This window comes from Pseudomonas sp. NFACC25, from assembly GCF_900100935.1.
Taxonomy (GTDB): domain Bacteria; phylum Pseudomonadota; class Gammaproteobacteria; order Pseudomonadales; family Pseudomonadaceae; genus Aquipseudomonas; species Aquipseudomonas marginalis.
The window spans coordinates 827,841-850,803 of record NZ_FMUC01000001.1; the positions used below are offsets into that span (position 1 = coordinate 827,841).

Below are 22,963 nucleotides of genomic sequence, written 5' to 3' on the forward strand. Positions count from 1 at the left end.
CTTCAGTCACCTAAAAGCGAAACCAAACATGCTCTATCGTCTAGCCGCAGACAGCCTCGTGCTGTTCCACCTGTGTTTCATCCTGTTCGTACTGTTTGGTGGGCTGCTGGCCCTGAAATGGCGCCCGGTTATCTGGCTGCACCTGCCCGCCGCCGCATGGGGCGTGGCGGTCGAAGTGTTCCACCTGCCCTGCCCGCTGACCCGCTGGGAAAACCTGTTTCGCCACCTCGCCGGGCAGGACGGTTATGGCGGTGGGTTTATCGAGCATTACATCCTCACGCTGATCTACCCGGCCGGGCTGACGCCACAGATCCAACTGGGCCTGGGCGGGTTGGTGCTGGCGATCAATATTGCGGTGTATGTGCGCTTGATCAGGCGTTACGTACAGGCTTGAGACAGCTTCTCTGGTGAAGAATCAGACTCCCTCAGTCCCTTCACCGGCGCGCCCCCATGTCCGAAGCCTTCGAAGTCCCCAGCCCCCACGAAAAACACCTCGAACACACCACCGAACATGCCCACGCCCGTGGTGACAGTTTCGCCAGCCGCATCGCCGTCATGACCGCGCTGATGGCCACCCTCGGCGCCATGCTCAGCTACCAGGCCGGCTCCACCGAGAGTGAGGCGGCGATGGACAAGAACAACGCAGCCATCATCAAGACCGACGCCGCCAACCAATGGAACTACTACCAGGCCAAGTCCAGCCGACAGAACCTGGCGGAACTCGCGACCCATATTCCCGGCGTGGATGCCGCCCATTACAAGGATGAGATCGAGCGCTACAAAAGCCAGAAGGAAGAGGTACGCAAGCAAGCGGAAAAACTGGAAGCGACCTCAAAGGAATGGGATGAAAAATCCGAGCAGGCCCTGCACCAGCATCATCGCTGGGCCCAGGCGATGACCGCGATTCAGATCGCGATTTCGCTGGCGGCGATTACATTGTTGACGAGAAGGGAATGGTTGAAGCGCATGTCCTATGCGGCGGCGGGTGTGGCGGTGGTGCTAGGTAGCCTGGCCTGGCTGCATATCTAGCAATTTTACGTGGGCGCGTTGCACTCATCGCTATATAGTAAATGGCATAACGCTACCCAAGGAGAGACCGGTGTCCGCACAACCCAAAGAAGCCGTGGGCGCCGCCTACAGCATTGAATCCATGCGCTATGCCCAGGCCATGACCTGGCAAGCCATCGACCACCTCGCCCAGCGCATCCGCCCCGGCATGCTGGAATCCGAAGCACGCGAATTGGGCAAGCACGTGCTTGCCGAACTCGACATGCAACGCATCTGGCACCCGCTGCTGGTGCGCTTCGGCGCCAACACCCTGAAGACCTTCAAACAACGCTCCGATGGCGACCCGGTGCTGGGCGACAACGACATTTTCTTCATCGACATGGGCGCCGTGTGGCAAGGCCACGAAGGTGACGCCGGCGCGACCTTCGCCACCGGCAACGACGCGGACATGATTGCCTGCGCCCACGCCGCCAAGGCGCTGTTCGACCGCGTGCAAGCGCGCTGGAAAAACGACCAGGTCGTCGGCCTGGAGCTTTACCGCTATGCCGAAGAACAAGCCCAGGCCATGGGCTGGCAACTGAACCTGGACATCAAGGGCCATCGCGTCAGCGACTTCCCCCACGCCATCCATCGTGGCGGCGACCTGGGTGACTTCGAGCACTACCCGAATGCAGGGCTATGGATCCTGGAAATCCAGCTCGCCCACCCGACCAAGCCCTACGGCGCCTTCTATGAAGACTTACTCGCCTGACCGTTAAAGGAACAGAAATGGAACGCTCCACTGAACACTCTGTGCTGTTGTTTTCCTACGGCACATTGCAGGACAAAACCGTGCAACTGGCCAACTTCGGGCGGGAACTGGCAGGCCGACACGATGCAATGCTGGGCTACGCACAAAGCTGGGTAGAAATCACCGACCCGCAGGTACTGGCAAGCAGTGGCAAGACCCATCACCCGATTGTGCAACCTACCACCGAGGCGGGGGCGCGTATTGAGGGGATGGTGTTTCAGATTTCCGAGCAGGAACTGGCGGCGGCGGATGCGTATGAGGTGGCGGACTACAAGCGCATGGCTGTGACGTTGGCGTCCGGGCTGACGGCGTGGGTGTATGTGCAAGCCTGAAGATGACGTTGCCCAAATCGCCCAAGCTTTAACCTGAGCCCGCGACGTATCATGGGCCAACCTTTCGAGGATGGCCCATGAACCTCAGTATCTTCTACGCACTCGCCGCCGCCGCCCTGTTCGGCGCCAGCACCCCGCTCGCCAAACACCTCGGCCTGGGCCTCTCGCCCGTGCTGCTCGCCGGCCTGCTCTATCTTGGCAGTGGCGTCGGCCTCGCTGGTGTGCGCGTGATTCGTGATCGCGGCTGGAAACCCTCCGGGCTAACCCCTTCGGAATGGCCCTGGCTGCTCGGCGCCATCGCATTCGGCGGCATCCTCGGGCCCGTCGCGTTGATGTTCGGCCTGACCCGCACCGCCGGCGCCACCGCCTCCCTGATGCTCAACCTGGAATCGGTGCTGACCGCCGTTATCGCCTGGGTCGTGTTCAGGGAAAACGCCGACCGTCGCATCGTCCTGGGGATGATCGCCATCGTGCTGGGCGGCGTGGTGTTGTCAGGGGCCGACGGCGGTGGCACCAGCCATGACTGGACGGGGCCGCTGGCGGTTGCCGTGGCGTGCCTGTGCTGGGGGATCGATAACAACCTGACGCGCAAAGTGTCTGCGTCGGACGCGCTGTTTATCGCCGGGGCCAAGGGGTTGATCGCGGGGCTGGTGAATGGCGGGTTGGCGCTTTATCTCGGGGCGCGGATCCCGGGCATGGCGCAGCTTGCGCCTATCTTGTTGGTGGGTTTTCTGGGCTATGGCATCAGCCTGGTGATGTCCGTGCTGGCGTTGCGCGGACTGGGCAGTGCACGCACGGGGGCGTATTTTTCGACTGCGCCGTTCCTGGGGGCCGCGATTGCGCTGCTGTTGTTGGGTGAGTCAGTGACGCTGGCGTTCTGGATTGCCTCAGCGCTGATGGCCGTGGGGGTTTGGCTGCACCTGACGGAGCGGCATGCCCATGAACATCAGCATGACGCGACGGAACACGGGCATCGGCATGTGCATGATGAACACCATCAGCATGAGCACGGGTTTGCGTGGGATCCGGCGGAACCCCATAGCCATGTGCATGTGCACAGTCCGCTGAGGCACAGCCATGCGCATTTTCCGGATGTGCATCATCGGCATCGGCATTGAGGGAGCCCCCACTACCTCTTCGACGTAGCGCTGTCGCGCAGCAAACGGGGACCTTTGTGGCGAGCGGGCTTGTCGAAGCGTCGCACCGCCCGCGTTGGGGTGCGAAGCGCCCCTGATGAAGACGAATGAGGTCTATCAGGCACTCCTCTGCGCCTGGTTTTGGGGCTGCTGCGCAGCCCAACGCGGGGCAAGCCCGCTCGCCACAGGAATGCGGTCGCCTGAAATTGCTTATGCAAGGCTCAAGACTTTAGGATGAAATATTAAATCTTAAAAATCAGTAAGCTATTTTAAGTTTGGTAAGCGATGTATTGCACAGCAGCAATAGATTTGAGCAACTTCCTACAAAGCCCTCAGAAGCGCCACTCCTGCTCTTTTTGTCGACACCACCGCGCCTCTGCAGATACTGCTCGATGCCGCGACATATCGACTTCACGCCGTCACCCAAGTCCTGGAGAACCTCGTACTACACAGTGAAATCAGCTGCGATGCCGTTGTTCTGAGCGATTTTGCATTGCTCTGCTCAATCCCTCTACGAGACGGATGCGATTTGCTGGATGTCATAGGGCGACGGATGGATGTGGCGGGCGCGTGATTTAATCCTCACAGACTTTTTCAGAATCCGAAAATTACAAAACCCTGGTTTCTTTCGAAATCAGGGGTTTTGTTTAAAAATCAAATAAATCTTTCCGCTTTTCCTTGTAAAACCAGAGTGCCGGTAGGCCACTCTAGGGGGGATTGGTTTCCGGAGCCCGAAAAAAGGCCCCCGCACCAGGTCAAAGTGTGGGGACCCTTTTTACATAAGCGGCGTTATTCGTAATGCGTCCAGATGAATTTTTGAAAGCCAGCTATCGACCCATAGCAGTCATCTGAACCGCATTGATCGACAGAAATGTCCACCGCCAATCCTAAAATCGTGAAGGTAGCTCATTTCCGGTCTTGATATTCGAAAAGACCTCATCTGGATCTGCCTGACACCAATATCTAAACAGAAGGCGAGGTTCGGTATTTCCGAAATACTGATCAACGGTGCTGTCGGGCGGCACGGTCAATTTAGGTGCTGGCCATTGCTGCGCTAAAACACCTATTGGTTTGTCAGACGACCAAATAATCCAAGTAGCCTTGCCTCCATTGATACCCGGTAAGTAGCCGGCATCTTGTATCACTTCGATTAAGGCGCGCAGCGTTGCTGATGGATCGAGTGTGATCGACGTCGCATGGCTTCCCAGATCATCTCCTGCATGAACGCTATCTCGATCAATGGCAACTTCCAACGTGACTACTCCTTTTTTACCGCTGTGCTGTCACTAGATCGTCCAGCGTAGAGACATCAACAGCTACCTGTCCACAGCCTGCTTTTGGCCGCAAGCTGACGTTGATCATACCGTGCAAAAGCAGGAAAAAGTGGACGTTAGGCACGAGCCTGTTGAAACTGACGTCGAATTGACCCAGAGGCCTATGCCACACTGCCCCATCCCGTCAGTAAATATCTAGTGCTGGTAATAGTTCACAGGGTAGGATCCTGGATCAGTAAAGTTTCTGTAACAGGGCCAATCCAGCACTGGCGATAATAATCTCAGGCGATATACACGTTTTACCAGAGGTGAAGTAATGCCGTTAGATAAAGATTGGCAGCCAAGTTTTGGGACTATCTTCACGTGGTTCGCCATGGATCGACATGGGCGTATAGCTGTAATGGTGAATAACTGTTTCGGCCCTATCCCTTCGAGCTTGTTGGCTATTCCAGAGCTAGAGAAAAAACTCGACAGTATAAATGAGTTTATGTGGGAAGAGTCGCGTGAGTTTCAAAGTTATCCAAAAAACAAGGAAGGTCAAACTCTTTTAGATATATATAGGTTTCGCAGGGAGCTCAAACCCTCGTCGCGCGGCGAAATGGAACGCATAGTCTTAGAGAGTTCGAACTTTTATCAAGAGCTCACGGAGTATTCAATTCCATCAATAAAAGGCTTCTATGTTTATCACGCGCTAGAAGATTACGTGTCCAGCGAAGACAATCCGATTGGTTATGAGGGCGACGCGGGAATTGGAGACTACTTTCGATATTTGATTCCAACGGCATGCGCTAGCATCGAAGACTTCCCTGAAGAATTAAGGTCACTAATCGCCGTATCCGACACATTAGATTTCACAGTTGACCGAGCCATATTTAGTATGTCAATCAATCAGAGTTTTAAGCGATCTTTTAATCAACAGACGTGAAAGATTAGCAGTTTTTAAAAAGTATTCGTTTCATCGGCTACGCAGTGAAGCGCTCTGGATTTGTAGACAAACGGAGTGTCAGTTATTGGCCGATTGCTGCCTGCGAGGTGATATTCCCTAGGCCTACCGCAGGCATATTATCGCGTCGGTAATCGCTTTTGCATTTGTGTCCAGAGTTGCCGTGGCCATGATTGCGTTATCTGCAGCACTCACTACGCCATTCTCTGGAAGCCACTTAGTGGTCTCTTCAATCGCCGCACCCAAGGCATGCTGAATGTGCAGGAGCAACGTCAAAGCGTCTGCTGCAGCGATATTGCAACCTGAGTTATCTGGCAGTCGTCCTTGATGAGAGTTGCGGAAATCCTAATTCACGCGGGCTAGAACAGTTTTCTGGTCCAAGTGTTGGCTTTTGAGCCCATCATACTTCTTCCGCTAATTTTCACACCAGAACAGGGCGCCAGTCCCATGGCGGTCCCATGAGGGCATTTTTCGGACGCAAAAAACCACAAACCCCCGACTTTCTCTAGGAAAATCAGGGGTTCGCGTTTTCAAAATGTGGCGGTGAAGGAGAGATTCGAACTCTCGATACAATTTCTTGTATACACACTTTCCAGGCGTGCTCCTTAAGCCACTCGGACACTTCACCGTATCTCGTCAAACCAGTTCAGTCTGTCGAGGCGCGCTAATGTAGTCGAAAGCCTTTCTGATGGCAAAGGTTTTTTTCAGAATTTTCATGCGGTTAGATGGGTATGCCGGGATGTGCCCGGCTAGGGGTGGTGATTCTGCCATTCTTGGGCATGGGCGTCCTGTGTCTGGGGCCAGTGTTGCGCCCTGCTCCAGGCCTTCCGGCGTTCTCCCTGCGGGGAAAGTCTGACTGGGCAGTCAGTCACGGCGCTTTACCGGGGCGGGCGTGGTGGGTAACGTCTGCGCATGCGCCTTTATAAACAGCCTCTCTATAACAAATCCTACAAGGAACCGCGTCATGAGTGAGTTGATTGCTTACCACCTCGAAGACGGTATCGCGACCCTGACCCTGAGCAACGGCAAGGTGAATGCCATTTCTCCGGATGTGGTCAGTGCGTTCAATGCAGCGCTGGACCAGGCCGAGAAAGATCGGGCGGTGGTGATCATCACCGGCACGCCGGGGATCCTGTCGGGTGGGTATGACTTGAAGGTGATGACAGCCGGCCCCAAAGAAGCCATCGGCCTGGTGACGTCGGGCTCGACATTGGCACGTCGCCTTTTGTCCCACCCGTTTCCGGTGATTGTGGCGTGCCCTGGGCATGCGGTGGCCAAGGGTGCTTTCCTGTTGTTGTCGGCAGATTATCGGATCGGGGTGGAAGGCCCGTTCAGCATTGGCCTGAATGAGGTGGCGATCGGCATGACCATGCACCACGCCGGTATCGAGCTGGCGCGGGACCGTCTGCGTAAATCGGCGTTTCATCGCTCGGTGATCAATGCCGAGATGTTTGACCCGCAAGGCGCGTTGCAGGCCGGTTTCCTCGACAAGGTGGTGGCACCTGAAGAGCTGCAGGCGGCGGCGCTGGAAGCGGCACGTCAGTTGAAGAAGCTGAATATGAATGCCCATAAGCACACCAAGCTGAAGGTGCGTAAGGCGTTGCTGGAGGCGTTGGATGAGGCAATCATCCAGGATCAGGGGCATATCCTGAGTTAATACCTACAACCGGAACATCGAAGCCCGACCTTGCGTCGGGCTTTTTCGTACAAATGAATCCGAAACATCTTTAGCCGCTCTAGCCTGCCTATATCGGCACATGATGAAACATGTGCTTAAACATCGCCCATCTCCTACCTCTTTACGGGTAATTGCCGAATTCAGTGCACATCCGTACACTGCGCCACCTTTTATCCCGATGGGCCGTGTCGATGCTTTTTCTGTTACGCATGTTATTGATGGGCCTGCACTTTATGGTGGCCGGTGTACTGGGCGTGCTGCTCGGGGCCTGCCGGCCATTCAACCCGGACAACAGTCGCTTGTGTGCGCGCCTGTATGCGCTGCCGGCCATGTGGATCCTGCGCCTGAAGGTGAAGACCGATGTCGACTCCCTGCGCAACAAGCCTGGTACGTGTGTGATCATCGCCAACCACCAGTCCAACTATGACCTGTTTGTGCTGGGCACCGTGGTGCCCCATCGCACCGTGTGTATCGCCAAAAAGAGCCTGAAATGGGTACCGCTGTTCGGCCAGTTGTTCTGGCTGGCGGGCAATGTGCTGATCGACCGCGGCAATGCGCACAAGGCACGTCGCGCGATGCTCACCACCACTCATACGTTGCAGCATCAGGACACCTCGATCTGGGTGTTTCCGGAGGGCACGCGCAATCTGGGCAAAGGCTTGTTGCCGTTCAAGAAAGGCGCGTTTCATATGGCCATCGCCGCTGGCGTGCCCATCGTGCCGGTGTGTGTCAGCAATTACGTCACCCATATGAAGCTCAATCGCTGGAACAGCGGTGATGTGCTCATACGCTCGTTGCCGCCGATTCCTACTGTGGGCCTGACTTCGGATGACATCCCGCAGTTGATGCAGACCTGTCAGGCGCAGATGGATGAGTGCATTACAGCGATGGATCGCGAAGTGCAACCTGCCTGAACACCTTCCGGGGGGCCTGGCCTCCCCACGCAAACAAGCTTGCTCGTCACAAAAAGCGAGCACCTGCAGACGCCGCAACGGAACGTCATTCAAGCTAAGCTGCCCAACACCTGTCCTCCTAATAAGAAGTGATCAGCACCCATGGGTAGAGTTGTTGCGGCCGCCGTGTACAGCGCCGGAAAGAAAGTCACGGATATCACCCTCGACGAAGGCGCGGCCTGGGCCGCCAAACCCGGGCATTTTGTGTGGATCGGCCTGGAAGAGCCCAACGCCCAGGAGTTGGCCAACCTGCAACGCCAGTTCAACCTGCATGAACTGGCCATCGAAGATGCCCTGGAAAAACACAGCCGCCCCAAGCTGGAAACCTTCGGCGACGCACTGTTTATCGTCACCTATTCACCGGTGCGCGAGAACGGCAAGCTGGAGTTTATCGAGACCCATATCTTCGCCGGCAACGGCTACATCATCACCGCGCGTAACGGCCATTCGGCGTCCTACGGCTTTGTTCGGCAACGCTGTGAGGCGCGGCCGTTATTGCTGGAGCATGGGGAAGATTTCGTACTCTACGCCCTGCTGGATTTTGTCACCGAGAACTACCAGCCGGTCAGCGAGGCGATCCACGCCGAGATCGATGAACTGGAGCACAACGTGCTGTGCAGCTCGCTGAGCGAGCGCGATATCCAGAAGATCCATGGCCTGCGCCGCGACGTGCTGCGACTCAAGCGCTATGTGGCGCCGATGGTGGAGATCAGCCAGGAACTGCAGAAGCTGAGCTTTCCGTTTATCGACAAGAACATGCGCCCGTATTTCCGTGACGTGCAGATCCACGTCACGCGGCAGATGGAAGACCTCACCACCCTGCGCGATATCGCCAGCCAGACCATCGAGATCGGTGTATTGCTTGAGGCCTCGCGCCAGAGCGTGGTGCAGCGCAAGTTTGCCGCGTGGGCGGCGATCCTGGCGTTCCCCACCGCGGTGGCGGGGATTTATGGGATGAACTTCCAGAACATGCCCGAGCTGCAATGGCACTACGGCTATTTTGCGGTGCTCGGGTTTATTGCGTTCGGTTGCACCGGCTTGTGGGCCAGTTTCAAGCGCTCGGGCTGGCTTTAAACCCGGGCCTCAGGCTTGTGCGCCACGAAGCGCATCATCCATTCCGCCACGGTCACGCCGTGGTGGTCGCGCGCCAGGCTGGCCACGCCGTTTGTGTAGACTTTTTCACCCAGGGTTGTCTGAAGAATCTCCAGCAACTCGCGGGAATAATCATGGATAAATTCCGGGTGCCCCTGGAAGCACAGCACCTGGTCGCCGATGTGATAGGCGGCGAACGGGCAAAACTCGCTGGAGGCGATGACCGTGGCATTGTCCGGCAAGGTGGTGACCTGGTCCTGGTGGCTGATCAATAGCGTCAACTCTGGCACTTCAGGGCTCATCCACGGCGCCTTGGTATCCAGTTTGTAATCGTGAATGCCCATGCCCCAGCCCTGCCCCGCGCGCTCGGCCTTGCCGCCCAGCAGCAGCGCGAGCAATTGATGGCCGAAGCAGATGCCCAGCAACTTGTCGCCGCGCTCATAGCGTTCGAGCAGGTAGGTCTTGAGGGTCTGGATCCAGGGGTCGGTGCCGAAGGAATCGGCCTTGCTGCCGGTCACCAGGTAGGCGTCGAACACTTCGTCGTCCGACGGGTATTCGCCCTGCACCACGTTGTACACAACGAATTCGGCGGCAATCGGCTGCTTGGAGAACAGGCGCTTGAACATCTGCCCGTAGCCTTGGTATTGATCGATCAAGCCTGGACGCAGGATATCGGTTTCCAGGATACAGACGCGTAGCGACATAAAAAATACCTGACACGGTGATGGGAATAATGCACACCCCAGAGCCTGCCTTGAAATACCCTGACAAGGCAAGCCCTGTGCATGCCCAAAACCGTCAGAAGGTCGTGTTCTGCGCAGCTTTGTCGAGCAACAACGCCGGCGGCGAGAACCGCTCCCCATACTGTTCCTCCAGGTAGCGGGCACGGGCGATAAAGTCATTGAGGCCGTACTGGTTGATAAACTGCAACGCGCCACCACTCCAGGCGGCAAAACCGATCCCGAAGATCGACCCCACGTTGGCATCCGCGGTGGACATCAACACGCCCTCCTCTACGCAGCGCACGGTCTCGATGGCCTGGATAAACAGCAAACGGTCGCGCACATCCTGTGCTGAAATGCGCTGGTCGGCTCGCTCAAAGCGCGCTTTCAATTCAGGCCACAAATGCTTCTGCCCGCCCGCCGGGTACTCGTAGAAACCGCCTCCCGCCGCCTTGCCCGCGCGTTTGTACTCGTTCACCAACAGATCAATTACCACCGTCGCCGGATGGCGTGGGACTGTTTTACCTTCCGCCTGCAGATCCTTGGCAGCCTGCTGTCGGATATGACTCATCAGGCTGAGGGACACTTCATCGGACACCGCCAGCGGCCCCACCGGCATACCCGCCTTGCGCGCCTCGGTCTCGATCATCGGCGCAGCCACGCCTTCGCCGAGCATGGCGATGCCTTCATGGGTGAAGGTGCCGAACACCCGCGAGGTGAAGAACCCGCGACTGTCGTTGACCACGATCGGAGTTTTCTTGATTTGCAGGACGAAATCGAACCCTCGGGCCAGGGTTTCGTCCGAAGTGCGGGCGCCCTTGATGATTTCCACCAGGGGCATCTTGTCCACCGGGCTGAAGAAATGCAGGCCGATGAACTTGCCTTGATCCGGCACCGCCGTGGCCAGGCCGCTGATGGGCAAGGTAGACGTGTTGGAGGCGATCACCGCGTCGGCGCCGACCACATTGTGTGCGGCAGCCGAGACCTTGGCCTTGAGTTCACGGTCTTCGAACACGGCCTCGATGATCAGGTCACAGCCGGCCAGATCAGCATCCGAAGCCGTAGGATGAATCCGCGCGAGGGTGGTTTCGCGCTGCTCGGCGGTCAATTGCCCACGGCTGACCTTCTTGTCCAACAGCGCCGTCGAATGCGCCTTGCCCTTCTCGGCGGCCGCCTGGTTGATGTCCTTGAGCACCACATCGATACCGGCGCAGGCGCTGACATAGGCGATGCCTGCGCCCATCATCCCGGCACCGAGTACCCCGACCTTACGCGTCACGTAAGGCGCAAAGCCCTGAGGCCGCGAGCTGCCGGCGTTGATTTCATTGAGTTGGAACCAGAAGGTGCCCATCATGTTTTTCGCCACCTGCCCGGTGACCAATTCGGTGAAGTAGCGGGTTTCAATCACATGTGCGGTATCGAAATCCACCTGCGCGCCTTCCACGGCGGCGCAGAGGATTTTCTCCGGGGCCGGGAAGCAGCCGTTGGTTTTGCTGCGCAAAATCGATGGTGCAATGGCGAGCATTTGCGCCACTTTCGGGTGAGACGGCGTACCACCGGGAATCTGATAGGCCTTGTTGTCCCACGGCTGACTGGCCTGCGGATTGGCGAGAATCCATGCGCGGGATTTGGCCAGCAGCTCAGTGCGATCCGCCGCCAGCTCATCGACCCACCCGGCTTGCAGCGCTTGCTGGGGCCGGACTTTCTTGCCTTCGAGCAAATACGGCAAGGCCTTTTCCAGCCCCAGCATGCGCACCATCCTCACCACGCCACCGCCGCCTGGCAGCAGGCCAAGGGTGACCTCCGGCAAACCGAGTTGCACCGACTTGTCATCCAGCACGACGCGGTAGTGACACGCCAGGCAGATCTCCCAACCGCCGCCGAGGGCTGCGCCATTGATGGCGGCCACCACCGGCCTGCCGAGGGTTTCCAGGCTGCGCAGCTGCGCCTTCAACACCAGGACGCTGGCGTAGAAATCCTTGGCGTGGGCCTTGTCGACCTTGATCAGTTCATTGAGGTCGCCGCCGGCGAAAAAGGTCTTCTTCGCCGAGGTGATAACCACACCGGCAATGTCGTCCTTTTCCGCTTGCAGGCGTGCGACGGTGGCCGCCATTGCCTCACGGTACGCGGCGTTCATGGTGTTGGCGCTCTGGCCGGGCATGTCGAGGGTCAGCACCACGATCTGGTCCTGGCCTTTTTCGTAACGAATGGCAGCGGTCATGACAAATTCCTTGGGCTCAGAGGCGTTCGATAATGGTGGCGATGCCCATGCCGCCGCCGACACACAGGGTGGCCAGGCCGTAGCGCTGCTGGCGCACCTCCAGTTCGTCGAGCAGGGTGCCGAGGATCGCGCAACCCGTGGCGCCCAGCGGGTGGCCCATGGCGATGGAGCCGCCGTTGACGTTGACGCGCGCGGCGTCGATGCCCATGTCCTTGATGAACTTGAGCACCACCGAGGCAAAGGCCTCGTTGACCTCGAACAGGTCGATGTCTTCTACGCGCAAACCGGCCTTGGCCAGCGCTTTACGGGTGGCCGGCGCCGGGCCTGTGAGCATGATGGTCGGGTCGGTGCTAGTGACGGCCGTGGCGACGATGCGTGCCCGCGGTTGCAGGCCCAGCTCGCGGCTCTTCGCTTCGGAGCCGATCAACATCAATGCGGCGCCGTCGACGATGCCCGAGCTATTGCCCGGTGTGTGTACATGGTGGATGCGTTCTACATGGCTGTAGACCCGCAACGCGGTGGCGTCGAAGCCCATCTGCCCCATCATTTCGAAGCTGGGCTTGAGCTTGCCCAGGCCTTCGAGGGTGGAATCGGCGCGAATGAATTCATCATGGTCCAGCAGCACAATGCCGTTCTGGTCCTGCACCGCGATCAACGACTTGTTGAAGGAACCGTCTGCACGCGCCCTGGCGGCTTTCTGCTGGGACTGCAGGGCAAAGGTATCGACATCCTCGCGGGTGAAACCTTCCAGGGTGGCGATCAGGTCGGCGCCAATGCCCTGGGGCGTGAAGTGGCTGTGCATGTTGGTCTGCGGGTCGAGCACCCAGGCCCCGCCATCGCTGCCCATGGGCACGCGGGACATGGACTCCACGCCGCCGACCACCACCAGGTCCTCAAAGCCGGAACGCACTTTCATCGCGCCGAGGTTAACCGCCTCCAGGCCCGAGGCGCAGAAGCGGTTGATCTGTACACCGGCGACGCTGACGGCCCAGTCCGCCACCAGCGCGGCGGTCTTGGCGATGTCGGCGCCCTGGTCGCCCACCGGGGTAACGCAGCCGAGCACGATGTCATCCACCTGCTGGGTGTCGAGGTCGTTGCGTTGTGCCAGCGCGGTGAGCAGGCCGGCCACCAGGTTTACCGGCTTGACGCTGTGCAGGGCGCCGTCGGCCTTGCCTTTGCCGCGGGGCGTGCGTATCGCATCAAAGATCAAAGCTTGGGTCATGACGTCCTCGAACCATTGCGCAGTAATGCCCTTACCTTAGGCCCGATTGACACGGTTTCAATGACGGATGCGCTCATTGCTTTTGACCGCCACGCTCGGACGAACGGTAGGCACCTAAGGTAATTGCTGGATTAATCGTTTTAGCTGTCTAGCCAAGGCATTGGCGCCAAGATGGCGTTATGCCTCATGCCTTTTTAAGCTGAAATGCTGATCAGGTGATATGAAATGGGTCTAAGCCGCGCAGAACGAGGGCTCTAAGGTTCAATCAGTAAGAAGTTGCTGCCGGGTTTTGCTGGAGCAGCTGTAAGAAAAGCGACACGTCACATTGCGATACTCATATTCAACGGCACGCATTTGACGCTCAGGAATAACAACAAAAGGCAGTCAGCCATGTTCAAACATTCGAAAGTACGTCAGGCGGGACTTATTCTGTTCGCCACCACATTGATTCTGATCTTGCCCAACTTGACCAAGGTCATTGGGTGACCTCTTCTTGAGCCTGTTCTTTCCTCAGGATTACCGCTTTTGGCAGCACCTGCCGGGACTTCGTGCATAGCGATCCTGTTGCAGGGGCTGCCTTTTTACCTGCACTTTTCCGCTATCGTGGGCCCTATCGCCACTTAACACGGGGCCGCCGTCTTGAAACCGATCTTCGCATTCCTTGCCTTGTTCCTCGCCCTGCCCGCTTCGGCGGCGCAATTGACCGTCGAGCTGGATCACAGCCGCAAGACCTGGCAGACCGCCGACCTGCTCAAGCATCCGGACGCGCAGACAGTGCAGGTCGTCGATGACGTTTCCTACAAGCGCAACATGACCTATCGCGCAGTACCGCTGGCAGTGCTCCTGCCGGGCCTACAGCCCGATAATCATCTGCAAGCCGTTGCCCTGGATGGCTTCGCCGCCGAACTGACGGCTGCACCGTTGCTGCAAAAAAACGGCGCCCGCGCCTGGCTGGCCGTGGAAGACCCGGTCCACCCATGGCCCCCGTTGGCAGACGGCAAGCCGAGTGCCGGGCCGTTCTACCTGGTGTGGACCGATCCGCAGGCCGGGCATATCAGCCCGGAGCAGTGGCCGTTCCAGATCTCCGCGATCAAGCAGTTGAAGACGGTGGCCGAACGTTTTCCGGCGCTGTTGCCCGACCCGAAGTTGGCTGCGAATGATCCGGTCAACCAGGGCTTTGCGCTGTTCCAGAAGAACTGCCTGGCCTGTCACCGCCTCAATGGCGCCGGCGATGCACAGGTGGGGCCGGACCTGAATGTTCCCTACAACCCTACGGAATATTTCAGCGGCGACTTCCTCAAGCGCTATATCCGCGACCCGCAGAGCCTGAGGCACTGGCCGCAGGCGAAGATGCCAGCGTTCGCCGCCAGGGTGTTGCCTGACAGCGAGCTGGAATTGCTGGTGGGGTACTTGAAGCATATGGCGGGGCGTAAACAACACCCCTGATCCCAGCCTGATCTCGGTGGCGAGCGGGTTATTGCTGCTGGACCAGGACCACCGGCGTCGGCGCCACGAATACCTTGGCATGCATCTGCTCATGCCCACCGCCACGGCGCATGCCGCGCACCGGGCAAGCGTCGAGGTAGTCCAGGCCCACGGCCAGTTTCAAATGCCGCTCCGGCCGGGCCAGTTGGTTGGTCACGTCAAAGCTGTACCAGGCGTCATCCAGCCAGGCTTCGGCCCAGGCGTGGCTGGCCAGGTGAGTACTGTCTTCCGTGTACAAATACCCCGACACATACCGCGCAGGAATGCCCAGGCTGCGCGCGCAGGCCAGGAACGCATGGGTATGGTCCTGGCACACCCCCGCCCGCCCTGCGAAGGCCTGGGCGGCGCAGGTGTCGACTTCGGTGGCGCCGGGCGTGTAGACCATCGACTGGTTGAGGGCGTGCATCAGGTCGATCAACGCGGTGCGATCACGACGCTGGTGGCAATGCTGCTGCGCAAAAGCGCGCAGGGCGTCGTCGGGCTCGGTCAGGCGGGTGCAGCGCAGGAACGGAAAGGCTGACTGGCTCTCGTGTTCAGCCTCACGCAGCTCATCGATATCCACCTGGCCACGGGCGCCAATGATGATGGCGTCGTGGGGTTCGTCCAGGGTCAGCACGTGCAGGATGTTGCCGAACGGGTCGATCTGCGCGCGCACCGGGCGAGGCAGGTCCAGTTGCCAACTGAGCACGTGCTGGCGCTCGCTGTCGTGGGGCGTGAGGCGCAGGTACTGGATGCTGGCGCGTACCTGGTCTTCGTAGTGGTAGGTGGTTTCGTGACTGATGGAGAGTCTCATGCGGCCTCCAGGTAGGAACTGTAGATGGCGTCGCCCAACTGGCGGACCAAGGGGATAAAGTCGGTCAGCCAGGCGTGCAGGCCTTCCTCGAGGATTTCATCGATCGCGGTAAACCGCAGCCGCGCATCCATCTCGGCCGCCAGGCGCTGGGCCGGACGCCCGTTGATGCCGGGCAGGCTGGCGAGGATCTGGTCGATCTCTTCGCTGCAGGCCCGCAGGGAGCGCGGTACATCGGCGCGCAACAGCAACAGCTCCGCGACTTGCCGGGCCCCTGGGGCGTCGCGGTAGATCTCGGTGTAGGCCTCGAACGACGATAACGCGCGCAGCAAGGCACTCCATTGATAGTAGGCGTGGGCGGTGCCATCGGTAACGGCTTCGGCCTGGTCACCGGCCATTTCATAGCGCGCATCCAGCAGGCGCAGGGTGTTGTCGGCGCGCTCGATAAACGTACCCAGCCGAATAAAACGGAAGGCGTCATTGCGCATGATGGTGCCGTAGGTCGCCCCCCGGAACAGATGGGAACGCTCCTTGACCCACTCGCAGAAGCGGCTCATGCCGTAGCGGCTGAGGCCCTGCTGTGAGATTTCGCGAATCTCCAGCCAGGTGGCGTTGATGTTTTCCCACATGTCGGCAGTAATTCGCCCACGCACAGCATGGGCGCTGGCCCGCGCGGCACCGAGACAACTGTAGATGCTGGCCGGGTTGGCCGCATCCAGTGCGAAGAAATGCAGCAGGCGTTCGGCGTGCAATTCGCCGTGGCGCTCGCGGTAATCATCCAGCGTGCCGGTGATCAACAGCGGCATGGCCAGTTCATGCAGGCCATCACCGCGCCCATCCTGGGGCATCAGCGACAGCGAATAACTGACATCGAGCATGCGCGCGAGGTTTTCCGCGCGTTCCAGGTAGCGCGACATCCAGTACAAATCCGAGGCAGTTCTACTCAACATGGCATCAGTCCTCGACCACCCAGGTGTCTTTGGTGCCGCCGCCCTGGGACGAATTGACCACCAGCGACCCTTCACGCAGCGCGACACGGGTCAAACCGCCGGGTACCACACGGGTTTCCTTGCCGGACAACACGAACGGGCGCAGGTCGATATGGCGCGGCGCAATGCCGTTTTCGACAAAGGTCGGGCAGGTGGATAAACACAGGGTTGGCTGTGCGATATAGGCGTGGGGCTTGGCCTTGATACGCGCGCGGAAGGCTTCGATTTCCGCGGCCGTGGACGCTGGGCCCACCAGCATGCCGTAGCCGCCGGAGCCCTGGGTTTCCTTCACCACCAGGTCCGGCAGGTTGGCCAGCACGTGGGACAATTCGTCGGGCTTACGGCACTGGAAGGTGGGAACGTTCTGCAGGATCGGTTCTTCGTCCAGGTAAAAACGGATCATCTCGGTGACGAAGGGGTACACCGACTTGTCATCCGCCACCCCGGTGCCGATGGCATTGGCCAGCACCACATTGCCCGAGCGATACGCCGCCAGCAGGCCGGGCACGCCGAGCATGGAGTCGGGGTTGAAGGCCAGCGGGTCGAGGAATGCGTCGTCGAGGCGACGGTAGATCACGTCCACGGCTTTGGGGCCGTCGGTGGTGCGCATGAACACACGGTCATCGCGCACGAACAGGTCGGCGCCTTCCACCAACTCCACACCCATTTCCCGGGCTAAAAATGCATGCTCGAAAAACGCGCTGTTGAAGCGCCCCGGGGTCAGCACCACGACGCTGGGATTATCCAGGGGGCTGGCGCTTTTCAGGGTATCGAGCAGCAGGTTGGGGTAATGATCGATCGGCGCGATGCGCTGGGCCGCGAACAGCTCGGGGAACAGGCGCATCATCATCTTGCGGTCTTCGAGCATGTAGCTCACGCCGCTGGGTGTACGCAGGTTGTCTTCCAGCACGTAGTAGGTGCCGTCGCCGTCGCGTACGAGGTCGACTCCGGAGATGTGGGAATACAGGTCGCGGTGCAGGTTCAGCCCCTGCATTGCCAACTGGTATTGCTCGTTGGCCAGTACCTGTTCGGCGGGAATGATCCCGGCCTTGATGATGCGTTGTTCGTGATAGAGGTCGGCGAGAAACATGTTCAGCGCCTTGACCCGCTGGATGCAGCCACGCTCGACCATCCGCCATTCGCTGGCGGGAATGCTGCGGGGGATGGTGTCGAACGGAATCAGGCGCTCGGTGCCCTGCTCGTCGCCGTAAAGCGTGAAGGTGATCCCGGCGCGGTGAAACAGCAAATCGGCTTCGCGCCGGCGCTGGGCCAGCAGTTCAGCGGGGGTGTCGGCCAACCAGCGGGCGAACTCGCGGTAGTGAGGGCGAACCTGCCCTGCCCCATCGTACATTTCGTCGTAATAAGTGCGGATCATGCCGTACTCCTTGTCACCCGGACGCAAGAACCATCGCAAGGCCCGTGCCAGCGGCATAAACACTTAAAAATCAGTGAGTTGAATATAAGCAAAGACCTGATCGCACCGTCCTGGTGCGCGGAATCCCCACTGCACTGCCGCACGCTTCATGGCAATGCAGGCTTTGGCTATCAACAGCATAGTCAGAGTTGATTTCACTGCCCGTGCCAGCCTGCGGATAATTCTCCCCATCCGCTGAACAGGACACGTCCTACAGCCTTACCCATCCCGCACTCGGTACCTTGAAGCTCGTGTACTGACCGGCTCCTTCGGTCTTCCCTTTCAGCCACCCTTTTCGGGTGGCTTTTTTTTGTGCGGGAAAGGGCAACGGTAGTTCCGGAAATTTTCACACAGCACATACAAAATCGGCCGACCCCAGGGTCAGCCGATACGCTGTGTTGCTCATACAATGGCGCTACATGGGTAACCCACGCACCTCCTGCTTGACGCCCCAACCTTCGATGATTCCGCCCAGCGGCTCGACCACCGCTTCAAAGTCCTGCTCGAAGTCTCCTATGCCATCGTAGGTTGCAAACATGATCTTGCTCAGTTCCAGGTACCAGGCGCCATCGTCGCGCGCACTGACCTGGGCATTCAGGGACTCACCACGAAATTCACCCGCAGCCCTGCGCGCCCGTTCCTCATCCGGGAAAATGGCGTAGAACTCAATGGGGTGGAACCGTGAAAAGTCGAAGCCGCCTTCTTTCATGCGGCGCAGAACGTTGGTGCTGATGTCTTCTTGATAGGCTGTGCTCATGAAACGTCCTCCTCAAACCGATGGATAGACTTTCCGTGCTTCCCAAAGCCCGCGCGCTGACGGCGCGGGTACCACGGCAACAACATCACCACGGGAAAACAAGCATGTAGCTGACAAGACCAGACCTTAGCGATTCATTCGCTGATCTCACTTGCAGAGTAGCGCGAAGCTATCACCTCCACCAGAGGTGCTTGAATGGCATACAGGAAATGTTCAGGCGGCGGGAGAGATGTCGAGGATTTGAATACTGTTCTGGTCTTTGAGGATCTTGACCGTTGGCTCGGGCTTGCGGCCCTCAAGGTCGTTGAGGTCCAGTTCGGCGGCCACGGGCACCAGCTTGTTGCGGATCATGTGTGCCGCATCTTCGAGGCTGGGCTTGTGCTCGCAGGTGAACTGCTCCACGGACTGTACGCCGTGATCATCAACGAAGGTAATCTGCCACTTTTGCATCGGTGCCTCCTCGATAAAACCCATGTGTGGGCTTACATCTATCTGGACCTTGAGGGCTCGGCAAACGTTCCACTCAAGTCAGGAAGCACCGGATCAAGCACAGTTATTTTTCAGCGTGTTCCTTCAAGGCTTTCAGGGTGTTGAACGGCGCTTCCACCACGAACTTGTTGGCCAGCCACGACGGCACGCTGCCGCCTGGCTCGGTGTGTACCTGGTAGGTGACTTCGGTCTCATTGGCGCCTTTAGGGACCAGTTTCCAGAAGCCCTCGACCTGAGCGACTCGCACGTAGCCTTTTTCTTCGGGCTTGTAGGTCGGCACGCCCTGCAGCTTGCGGGTTACGCTGCCGTCGGCGTCCTTGGTGGTGGTGACATGGATGTACGAATCACGATCGGTCACCGGGAACGGCGCCTTGAACTGGGTGTAGGTCCAGGCCTCATCGCCTTTCTTGTCCACCAGCTTCTGGGATTTGCATTCATGAATCCACGAGCAGGCACCAGCCACATCTTCCTGCAGGGCCTGGATCCTGGCGACAGGCGCCTTGATCACGGTCACACCGCGATACGCCTTGTATTTGGAGCCGGCGACTTCGCTCAGGGACACCTTGATACCGTCTTCATCCTTGGCAACCTGCCAATCCTCAGCCTGGGCAGTGGCAGCAAATACCAGGGTAAAACCGCACAGCACAGCCATTCGTTTCAGCGAACCCATTGTTGTATTCCTTATTGTTGAAGTTCCGATAGTAAAGCCCCTCAAGCCGCCGTCATCTGCTCCCACCAGCCGATCAACCGGATCGCATCGGCCTGGTCGGTGCCGCAGACATCGATATCCGCCTTGAAATCACTGCACACCGCCGGGCGCTCCGGCTGGCCGAACAGTTGGCACAGCTGTTCGACCGACAGGTGCAGGCAGCGTTCGCCCGCCGGTTTGCCATTGGGCATCCCGGGTAACGGCGAACTGATGGAGGGGGCGATGCAGCAGGCGCCACAGCCTTCACGGCAATTCATGACCAGCAGGTCCTCGACGACTCAATAGGGACGGCCGGGCTAGGGTACGCCCTTAAACAGTCGTTTTAAAATGGGTTAACAGGGGTTTTTCGCACAAAACAAAAGTGACCGACCAGTCTGCGACAGATGGTCGACGGCCTGCGTCACTTTGTAGGAAAAAGTTTACTGTTTGAACTCGAATTCCAACGCGGCACCTTCCACTTCACGGCGCTCTTCGTTGCGCAGTTGCAGCTTCATCTCATTGCTGAGCAAACGGCCGTTGATCTGGAACGCACTGTTGTCGGTGGGCTTTTCACCGAACATCGGCGGCAACAACGGCACGCTCTTGGGCTTGGGCACGGTCCCCAGGGGCTGCAGATGCCTGACCATGTCCGAAGGCAGGGACAAATCCAACTGTGCCGGTGGCAGTTTGGTCTGTGCCACTTCCTGGGCTGACTTGGATTTTTTCGCCGTCGACGCACGTTTTTTCGCCGTGGCGGTTGGTTTTTTCGCGACGGGGGCTTGCTTGGTGGGGGAAGGTTTTTTTGCCGGGGCATCCTGCCGGGTATTGGCAGCGGGCTTGTTTTCAGCCACGGGTGCCGCCGCCAGCGCTGTGCCGACGTTACACAGGCTTAACAGGCCAATCACCAAAGCAGCGCGAACAATCGAGGTCATATTGCCTACAGCATTAACGGCAGAGGGCCATATGCTCGCTTGTTGTGCGCGGCATGACAAGCGCGGTGATCAGCCAGCTATCGGCGCTGCGCCTTTTCGGCGCCTCAAAAGCCGGCTGCGGTTTCCTGGCATAGCTGGCTGGCCAGCATCCCCAGGGTCATCAGCGCACGCTCTGCTTCGCGGTTCCACGGTGTGCCGCAGTTAAGGCGAATACAGTGGTTGAACTGCTCGGTGTTGCTGAAGATCAAGCCCGGCGCAATGCTGATGCCCTGTTGCAGGGCGCGCACGTGCAGTTCCTGGGTATTGACCCGCCCAGGCAAACTGACCCACAAGATAAAGCCGCCCGTCGGACGAGTCATCTGGGTGCCTTCCGGGAAATACTGCTGCACCGCCAGTTGGAAGGCGCTGAGATTCTTGCGGTATTCCTGGCGGATGTAACGCAGGTGCCGGTCGTAGCCGCCGTTCTCCAGATACGCTGCCACGCCCATCTGGGTGACGCTGCAGGCCGAGTGGGTGCTGAACATTTGCAGGCGCTGGATTTCCTGCTGGTACTTGCCGGCGATCATCCAGCCGATGCGCACACCCGGCGACAAGGTCTTGGAAAAGCTCGAGCAATAAATGACCCGGTCCAGGCGATCATAGGCCTTGAGGGCCTTGGTGCGGCCGAGTTCGAACATCAGTTCGCCGTAAATATCGTCTTCGACAATCTGGATGTCGAAATCCGAGGCCAGGCGCAGCAACTGTTTCTGCCGTTCCTCGGGCATGGTGCCGCCCAGGGGGTTGCTCAGGCGCGTGGTCAACACCAGGGCCTTGATCGACCATTGGTTGGCGGCCAGTTGCAGGGCTTCCAGGCTCATGCCGGTGGACGGGTCGCTGGGGATCTCGATGACCTTGAGGCCCAACAGGTCGGCCAGTTGCAGCAAGCCGTAATAGGTCGGCGATTCAGCCGCGATCAAGTCGCCGGGGCGTGTCAGCACCCGTAGCGACATCTGCAAGGCGTCAACACAGCCGTGGGTGATCACCACTTCGGAGGGGTCCACCACCACGCCGGCGTCACGCATGCGAATCGCCACCTGGCGACGCAGCGGCTCGAAACCGGGGCTGAACATGTAGCTGAAGGCGCGTGGGCTCTGGAAGCGCGTGACCTTGGCCAATTGCTGGTGCAGCGCCCGTACCGGCAGATAGTCGACGCTCGGCACGGCGGCGCCCAGGGGAAATACACCTTCGCGGCGCGACTCGCCCAATACCTGCTGGATAATGCTGCTGCGGGTGACCAACCCCGGGCGCTCGACCCGCGCGATGTCCGGCGTGGGCGCCGTGAGTGCTGGCGTCTGGTGCACGTAGTAACCGGACTGCGGCCGTGCCCGGATCAGCCCCTGGTCTTCCAGGTTGGCGTAGGCCTGCAATACCGTAGCGTGGCTGACATTGAGCTGGGAGCTCATCTTGCGCACCGAGGGCACGCGCTCGCCAGGTTGATAGACACCGCGACGGATGTCCTCAGCCAGTTGCTGGGCGATACGTTGGTAAAGCAACAGATTGGTCATGACGCAGCACTCGATTTCACGGGTATTTTATTTTTGTGTGAAACATACCAGCACAGTTTAGAAGTGTACGGGGACAGTTGCCACAATAGTCGAGCGCGCGCGGGAGTGACAGTAAAAACTGTAAGGTGAGTGGAGAGAATATTCAGATGTATACAGAACAATGTGGGAGGGGGCTTGCTCCCGATGACGGAGTGTCAGTCGCCGAAAATAGTGACTGGTCCACCGCTATCGGGGTGTAGAACCGTAGACATCGTTTACATCTGAAACCGGGGACATCGTTTACACATTTGAGGCCTGGACGCGGGTCATACCTCGTCCAAGCCTCCCCAAGGGATAATCACACAGGTACAAATCCCAAGCATCATCTTCAGCTTCTTTGAGCCCTATCCTTTCCCCGGACAGCGCCTCGCTGATAAATACCAACTTGCCGTTCCACTTGATCGATCCGTCCTGCCTGACGCTTCGAACTTTCATTTCTGCCGGATATTCCACATCGGGCAAGCA

The 22,963-nt window shown here is 58.9% G+C and carries 25 protein-coding genes, 1 tRNA gene and 1 pseudogene; 11 read left to right on the forward strand and 16 right to left on the reverse strand.

All coding sequences use genetic code 11. From position 1 onward, the window contains the following. The first annotated feature begins 28 nt into the window (after positions 1-28). The 6 genes from BLQ09_RS03920 (at position 29) to BLQ09_RS31460 (ending at position 3,840) form a co-directional block, all read left to right on the forward strand. Positions 29-394 (forward strand): DUF2784 domain-containing protein, encoded by a 366-nt coding sequence (locus tag BLQ09_RS03920; protein WP_027603654.1) that lies wholly within the window; start codon positions 29-31, stop codon positions 392-394. 56 nt (positions 395-450) lie between these two features. Further along, entirely contained in the window at positions 451-1,029 is a 579-nt protein-coding gene (locus tag BLQ09_RS03925; RefSeq protein ID WP_027603653.1) for a DUF4337 domain-containing protein, read from the forward strand. A gap of 70 nt (positions 1,030-1,099) precedes the next feature. Beyond that, positions 1,100-1,759, forward strand: coding sequence for a M24 family metallopeptidase (locus BLQ09_RS03930; RefSeq protein ID WP_092355441.1), 660 nt, complete (start codon positions 1,100-1,102; stop codon positions 1,757-1,759). Between the two features lie 17 nt (positions 1,760-1,776). Next, positions 1,777-2,130, forward strand: a complete 354-nt coding sequence (locus BLQ09_RS03935; RefSeq protein WP_027603651.1) for a gamma-glutamylcyclotransferase family protein — start codon at positions 1,777-1,779, stop codon at positions 2,128-2,130. 77 nt (positions 2,131-2,207) lie between these two features. Beyond that, entirely contained in the window at positions 2,208-3,248 is a 1,041-nt protein-coding gene (locus BLQ09_RS03940) for a DMT family transporter (RefSeq protein WP_092355444.1), read from the forward strand. A 394-nt stretch (positions 3,249-3,642) separates the two neighbouring features. Then, positions 3,643-3,840 (forward strand): short-chain dehydrogenase, encoded by a 198-nt coding sequence (locus tag BLQ09_RS31460; RefSeq protein WP_081744370.1) that lies wholly within the window; start codon positions 3,643-3,645, stop codon positions 3,838-3,840. A 313-nt stretch (positions 3,841-4,153) separates the two neighbouring features. Here the strand turns inward: BLQ09_RS31460 and BLQ09_RS03950 are convergent, their stop codons facing one another. Further along, entirely contained in the window at positions 4,154-4,519 is a 366-nt protein-coding gene (locus BLQ09_RS03950; RefSeq protein ID WP_081744369.1) for a hypothetical protein, read from the reverse strand. 337 nt (positions 4,520-4,856) lie between these two features. On the opposite strand from BLQ09_RS03950, the gene BLQ09_RS03955 reads away from it, so the two are divergent. Further along, positions 4,857-5,465, forward strand: coding sequence for a hypothetical protein (locus tag BLQ09_RS03955; protein WP_027603649.1), 609 nt, complete (start codon positions 4,857-4,859; stop codon positions 5,463-5,465). A gap of 123 nt (positions 5,466-5,588) precedes the next feature. Here BLQ09_RS03955 and BLQ09_RS31465 read toward each other — a convergent pair whose 3' ends face one another. Both BLQ09_RS31465 and BLQ09_RS03965 read right to left on the reverse strand, forming a co-directional pair. Next, on the reverse strand, positions 5,589-5,801 hold the full coding sequence (locus BLQ09_RS31465) for a hypothetical protein (protein WP_081744368.1): 213 nt from the start codon (positions 5,799-5,801) through the stop codon (positions 5,589-5,591). A gap of 220 nt (positions 5,802-6,021) precedes the next feature. Then, positions 6,022-6,111: transfer RNA gene (locus BLQ09_RS03965), tRNA-Ser, on the reverse strand. 336 nt (positions 6,112-6,447) lie between these two features. Between BLQ09_RS03965 and BLQ09_RS03970 the strand changes: the two genes are divergently transcribed. The 3 genes from BLQ09_RS03970 (at position 6,448) to BLQ09_RS03980 (ending at position 9,188) form a co-directional block, all read left to right on the forward strand. Further along, complete coding sequence (locus BLQ09_RS03970; RefSeq protein ID WP_027603648.1) at positions 6,448-7,140, forward strand: crotonase/enoyl-CoA hydratase family protein; 693 nt, start codon at positions 6,448-6,450, stop codon at positions 7,138-7,140. Between the two features lie 212 nt (positions 7,141-7,352). Beyond that, positions 7,353-8,075, forward strand: a complete 723-nt coding sequence (locus BLQ09_RS03975; RefSeq protein ID WP_092355448.1) for a lysophospholipid acyltransferase family protein — start codon at positions 7,353-7,355, stop codon at positions 8,073-8,075. A 141-nt stretch (positions 8,076-8,216) separates the two neighbouring features. Further along, positions 8,217-9,188 (forward strand): magnesium and cobalt transport protein CorA, encoded by a 972-nt coding sequence (locus tag BLQ09_RS03980; RefSeq protein WP_027603646.1) that lies wholly within the window; start codon positions 8,217-8,219, stop codon positions 9,186-9,188. On the opposite strand, the gene BLQ09_RS03985 is transcribed toward BLQ09_RS03980, so the two are convergent. The 3 genes from BLQ09_RS03985 to BLQ09_RS03995 all read right to left on the reverse strand — a co-directional run bounded on the left by BLQ09_RS03985 (position 9,185) and on the right by BLQ09_RS03995 (position 13,371). Beyond that, entirely contained in the window at positions 9,185-9,910 is a 726-nt protein-coding gene (locus BLQ09_RS03985; protein WP_027603645.1) for an amidotransferase, read from the reverse strand. The two genes, BLQ09_RS03980 and BLQ09_RS03985, sit on opposite strands and share 4 nt — an antisense overlap. A gap of 94 nt (positions 9,911-10,004) precedes the next feature. Continuing rightward, the gene (locus BLQ09_RS03990) at positions 10,005-12,149 is read right to left on the reverse strand and encodes a 3-hydroxyacyl-CoA dehydrogenase NAD-binding domain-containing protein (protein WP_027603644.1); all 2,145 of its coding nucleotides are present in this window, start codon (positions 12,147-12,149) and stop codon (positions 10,005-10,007) included. Between the two features lie 16 nt (positions 12,150-12,165). Continuing rightward, positions 12,166-13,371, reverse strand: coding sequence for an acetyl-CoA C-acetyltransferase (locus BLQ09_RS03995; RefSeq protein WP_092355451.1), 1,206 nt, complete (start codon positions 13,369-13,371; stop codon positions 12,166-12,168). 639 nt (positions 13,372-14,010) lie between these two features. Between BLQ09_RS03995 and BLQ09_RS04000 the strand changes: the two genes are divergently transcribed. Next, entirely contained in the window at positions 14,011-14,817 is an 807-nt protein-coding gene (locus tag BLQ09_RS04000; RefSeq protein WP_092355454.1) for a c-type cytochrome, read from the forward strand. Between the two features lie 28 nt (positions 14,818-14,845). Here BLQ09_RS04000 and BLQ09_RS04005 read toward each other — a convergent pair whose 3' ends face one another. The 10 genes and pseudogenes from BLQ09_RS04005 to BLQ09_RS04050 all read right to left on the reverse strand — a co-directional run. Beyond that, complete coding sequence (locus BLQ09_RS04005) at positions 14,846-15,649, reverse strand: transglutaminase family protein (protein ID WP_027603641.1); 804 nt, start codon at positions 15,647-15,649, stop codon at positions 14,846-14,848. Next, on the reverse strand, positions 15,646-16,596 hold the full coding sequence (locus BLQ09_RS04010) for an alpha-E domain-containing protein (RefSeq protein WP_027603640.1): 951 nt from the start codon (positions 16,594-16,596) through the stop codon (positions 15,646-15,648). Before BLQ09_RS04010 ends, BLQ09_RS04005 begins: the two co-directional genes overlap by 4 nt. Positions 16,597-16,600: 4 nt before the next feature. Next, positions 16,601-18,010, reverse strand: coding sequence for a circularly permuted type 2 ATP-grasp protein (locus tag BLQ09_RS04015; protein ID WP_027603639.1), 1,410 nt, complete (start codon positions 18,008-18,010; stop codon positions 16,601-16,603). Between the two features lie 454 nt (positions 18,011-18,464). Continuing rightward, positions 18,465-18,806: a ribonuclease E inhibitor RraB gene (locus BLQ09_RS04020; protein WP_015885395.1), complete on the reverse strand. Its 342-nt coding sequence runs from the start codon at positions 18,804-18,806 to the stop codon at positions 18,465-18,467. A 213-nt stretch (positions 18,807-19,019) separates the two neighbouring features. Further along, positions 19,020-19,256 (reverse strand): hypothetical protein, encoded by a 237-nt coding sequence (locus BLQ09_RS04025; RefSeq protein WP_027603638.1) that lies wholly within the window; start codon positions 19,254-19,256, stop codon positions 19,020-19,022. A 103-nt stretch (positions 19,257-19,359) separates the two neighbouring features. Beyond that, positions 19,360-19,965, reverse strand: coding sequence for an START domain-containing protein (locus BLQ09_RS04030; protein WP_027603637.1), 606 nt, complete (start codon positions 19,963-19,965; stop codon positions 19,360-19,362). Between the two features lie 41 nt (positions 19,966-20,006). After that, the gene (locus BLQ09_RS04035; RefSeq protein ID WP_017527406.1) at positions 20,007-20,261 is read right to left on the reverse strand and encodes a YkgJ family cysteine cluster protein; all 255 of its coding nucleotides are present in this window, start codon (positions 20,259-20,261) and stop codon (positions 20,007-20,009) included. Positions 20,262-20,423: 162 nt separating this feature from the next. Continuing rightward, on the reverse strand, positions 20,424-20,915 hold the full coding sequence (locus BLQ09_RS04040) for a translation initiation factor 2 (RefSeq protein ID WP_092355457.1): 492 nt from the start codon (positions 20,913-20,915) through the stop codon (positions 20,424-20,426). Positions 20,916-21,019: 104 nt separating this feature from the next. Continuing rightward, a complete protein-coding gene (locus BLQ09_RS04045) occupies positions 21,020-22,459 on the reverse strand; it encodes an aminotransferase-like domain-containing protein (protein WP_017527404.1) in 1,440 nt (479 codons plus the stop codon). A 279-nt stretch (positions 22,460-22,738) separates the two neighbouring features. Then, positions 22,739-22,963: pseudogene (locus tag BLQ09_RS04050) on the reverse strand (IS481 family transposase); the annotation flags it as partial.

What these genes read in the sequence shown, in the direction of transcription:
- BLQ09_RS04025 (WP_027603638.1), bottom strand. Translation starts at nt 19,256, where the DNA reads ATGCAAAAGTGGCAGATTACCTTCGTTGATGATCACGGCGTACAGTCC.
- BLQ09_RS03995 (WP_092355451.1), bottom strand. Translation starts at nt 13,371, where the DNA reads ATGACCCAAGCTTTGATCTTTGATGCGATACGCACGCCCCGCGGCAAA.
- BLQ09_RS03985 (WP_027603645.1), bottom strand. Translation starts at nt 9,910, where the DNA reads ATGTCGCTACGCGTCTGTATCCTGGAAACCGATATCCTGCGTCCAGGC.
- BLQ09_RS04020 (WP_015885395.1), bottom strand. Translation starts at nt 18,806, where the DNA reads ATGAGCACAGCCTATCAAGAAGACATCAGCACCAACGTTCTGCGCCGC.
- BLQ09_RS04030 (WP_027603637.1), bottom strand. Translation starts at nt 19,965, where the DNA reads ATGGGTTCGCTGAAACGAATGGCTGTGCTGTGCGGTTTTACCCTGGTA.
- BLQ09_RS03940 (WP_092355444.1), top strand. Translation starts at nt 2,208, where the DNA reads ATGAACCTCAGTATCTTCTACGCACTCGCCGCCGCCGCCCTGTTCGGC.
- BLQ09_RS04045 (WP_017527404.1), bottom strand. Translation starts at nt 22,459, where the DNA reads ATGACCAATCTGTTGCTTTACCAACGTATCGCCCAGCAACTGGCTGAG.
- BLQ09_RS03925 (WP_027603653.1), top strand. Translation starts at nt 451, where the DNA reads ATGTCCGAAGCCTTCGAAGTCCCCAGCCCCCACGAAAAACACCTCGAA.
- BLQ09_RS03980 (WP_027603646.1), top strand. Translation starts at nt 8,217, where the DNA reads ATGGGTAGAGTTGTTGCGGCCGCCGTGTACAGCGCCGGAAAGAAAGTC.
- BLQ09_RS03935 (WP_027603651.1), top strand. Translation starts at nt 1,777, where the DNA reads ATGGAACGCTCCACTGAACACTCTGTGCTGTTGTTTTCCTACGGCACA.
- BLQ09_RS04005 (WP_027603641.1), bottom strand. Translation starts at nt 15,649, where the DNA reads ATGAGACTCTCCATCAGTCACGAAACCACCTACCACTACGAAGACCAG.
- BLQ09_RS03920 (WP_027603654.1), top strand. Translation starts at nt 29, where the DNA reads ATGCTCTATCGTCTAGCCGCAGACAGCCTCGTGCTGTTCCACCTGTGT.
- BLQ09_RS03990 (WP_027603644.1), bottom strand. Translation starts at nt 12,149, where the DNA reads ATGACCGCTGCCATTCGTTACGAAAAAGGCCAGGACCAGATCGTGGTG.
- BLQ09_RS03970 (WP_027603648.1), top strand. Translation starts at nt 6,448, where the DNA reads ATGAGTGAGTTGATTGCTTACCACCTCGAAGACGGTATCGCGACCCTG.
- BLQ09_RS04035 (WP_017527406.1), bottom strand. Translation starts at nt 20,261, where the DNA reads ATGAATTGCCGTGAAGGCTGTGGCGCCTGCTGCATCGCCCCCTCCATC.
- BLQ09_RS03975 (WP_092355448.1), top strand. Translation starts at nt 7,353, where the DNA reads ATGCTTTTTCTGTTACGCATGTTATTGATGGGCCTGCACTTTATGGTG.
- BLQ09_RS04040 (WP_092355457.1), bottom strand. Translation starts at nt 20,915, where the DNA reads ATGACCTCGATTGTTCGCGCTGCTTTGGTGATTGGCCTGTTAAGCCTG.
- BLQ09_RS04015 (WP_027603639.1), bottom strand. Translation starts at nt 18,010, where the DNA reads ATGATCCGCACTTATTACGACGAAATGTACGATGGGGCAGGGCAGGTT.
- BLQ09_RS03955 (WP_027603649.1), top strand. Translation starts at nt 4,857, where the DNA reads ATGCCGTTAGATAAAGATTGGCAGCCAAGTTTTGGGACTATCTTCACG.
- BLQ09_RS04010 (WP_027603640.1), bottom strand. Translation starts at nt 16,596, where the DNA reads ATGTTGAGTAGAACTGCCTCGGATTTGTACTGGATGTCGCGCTACCTG.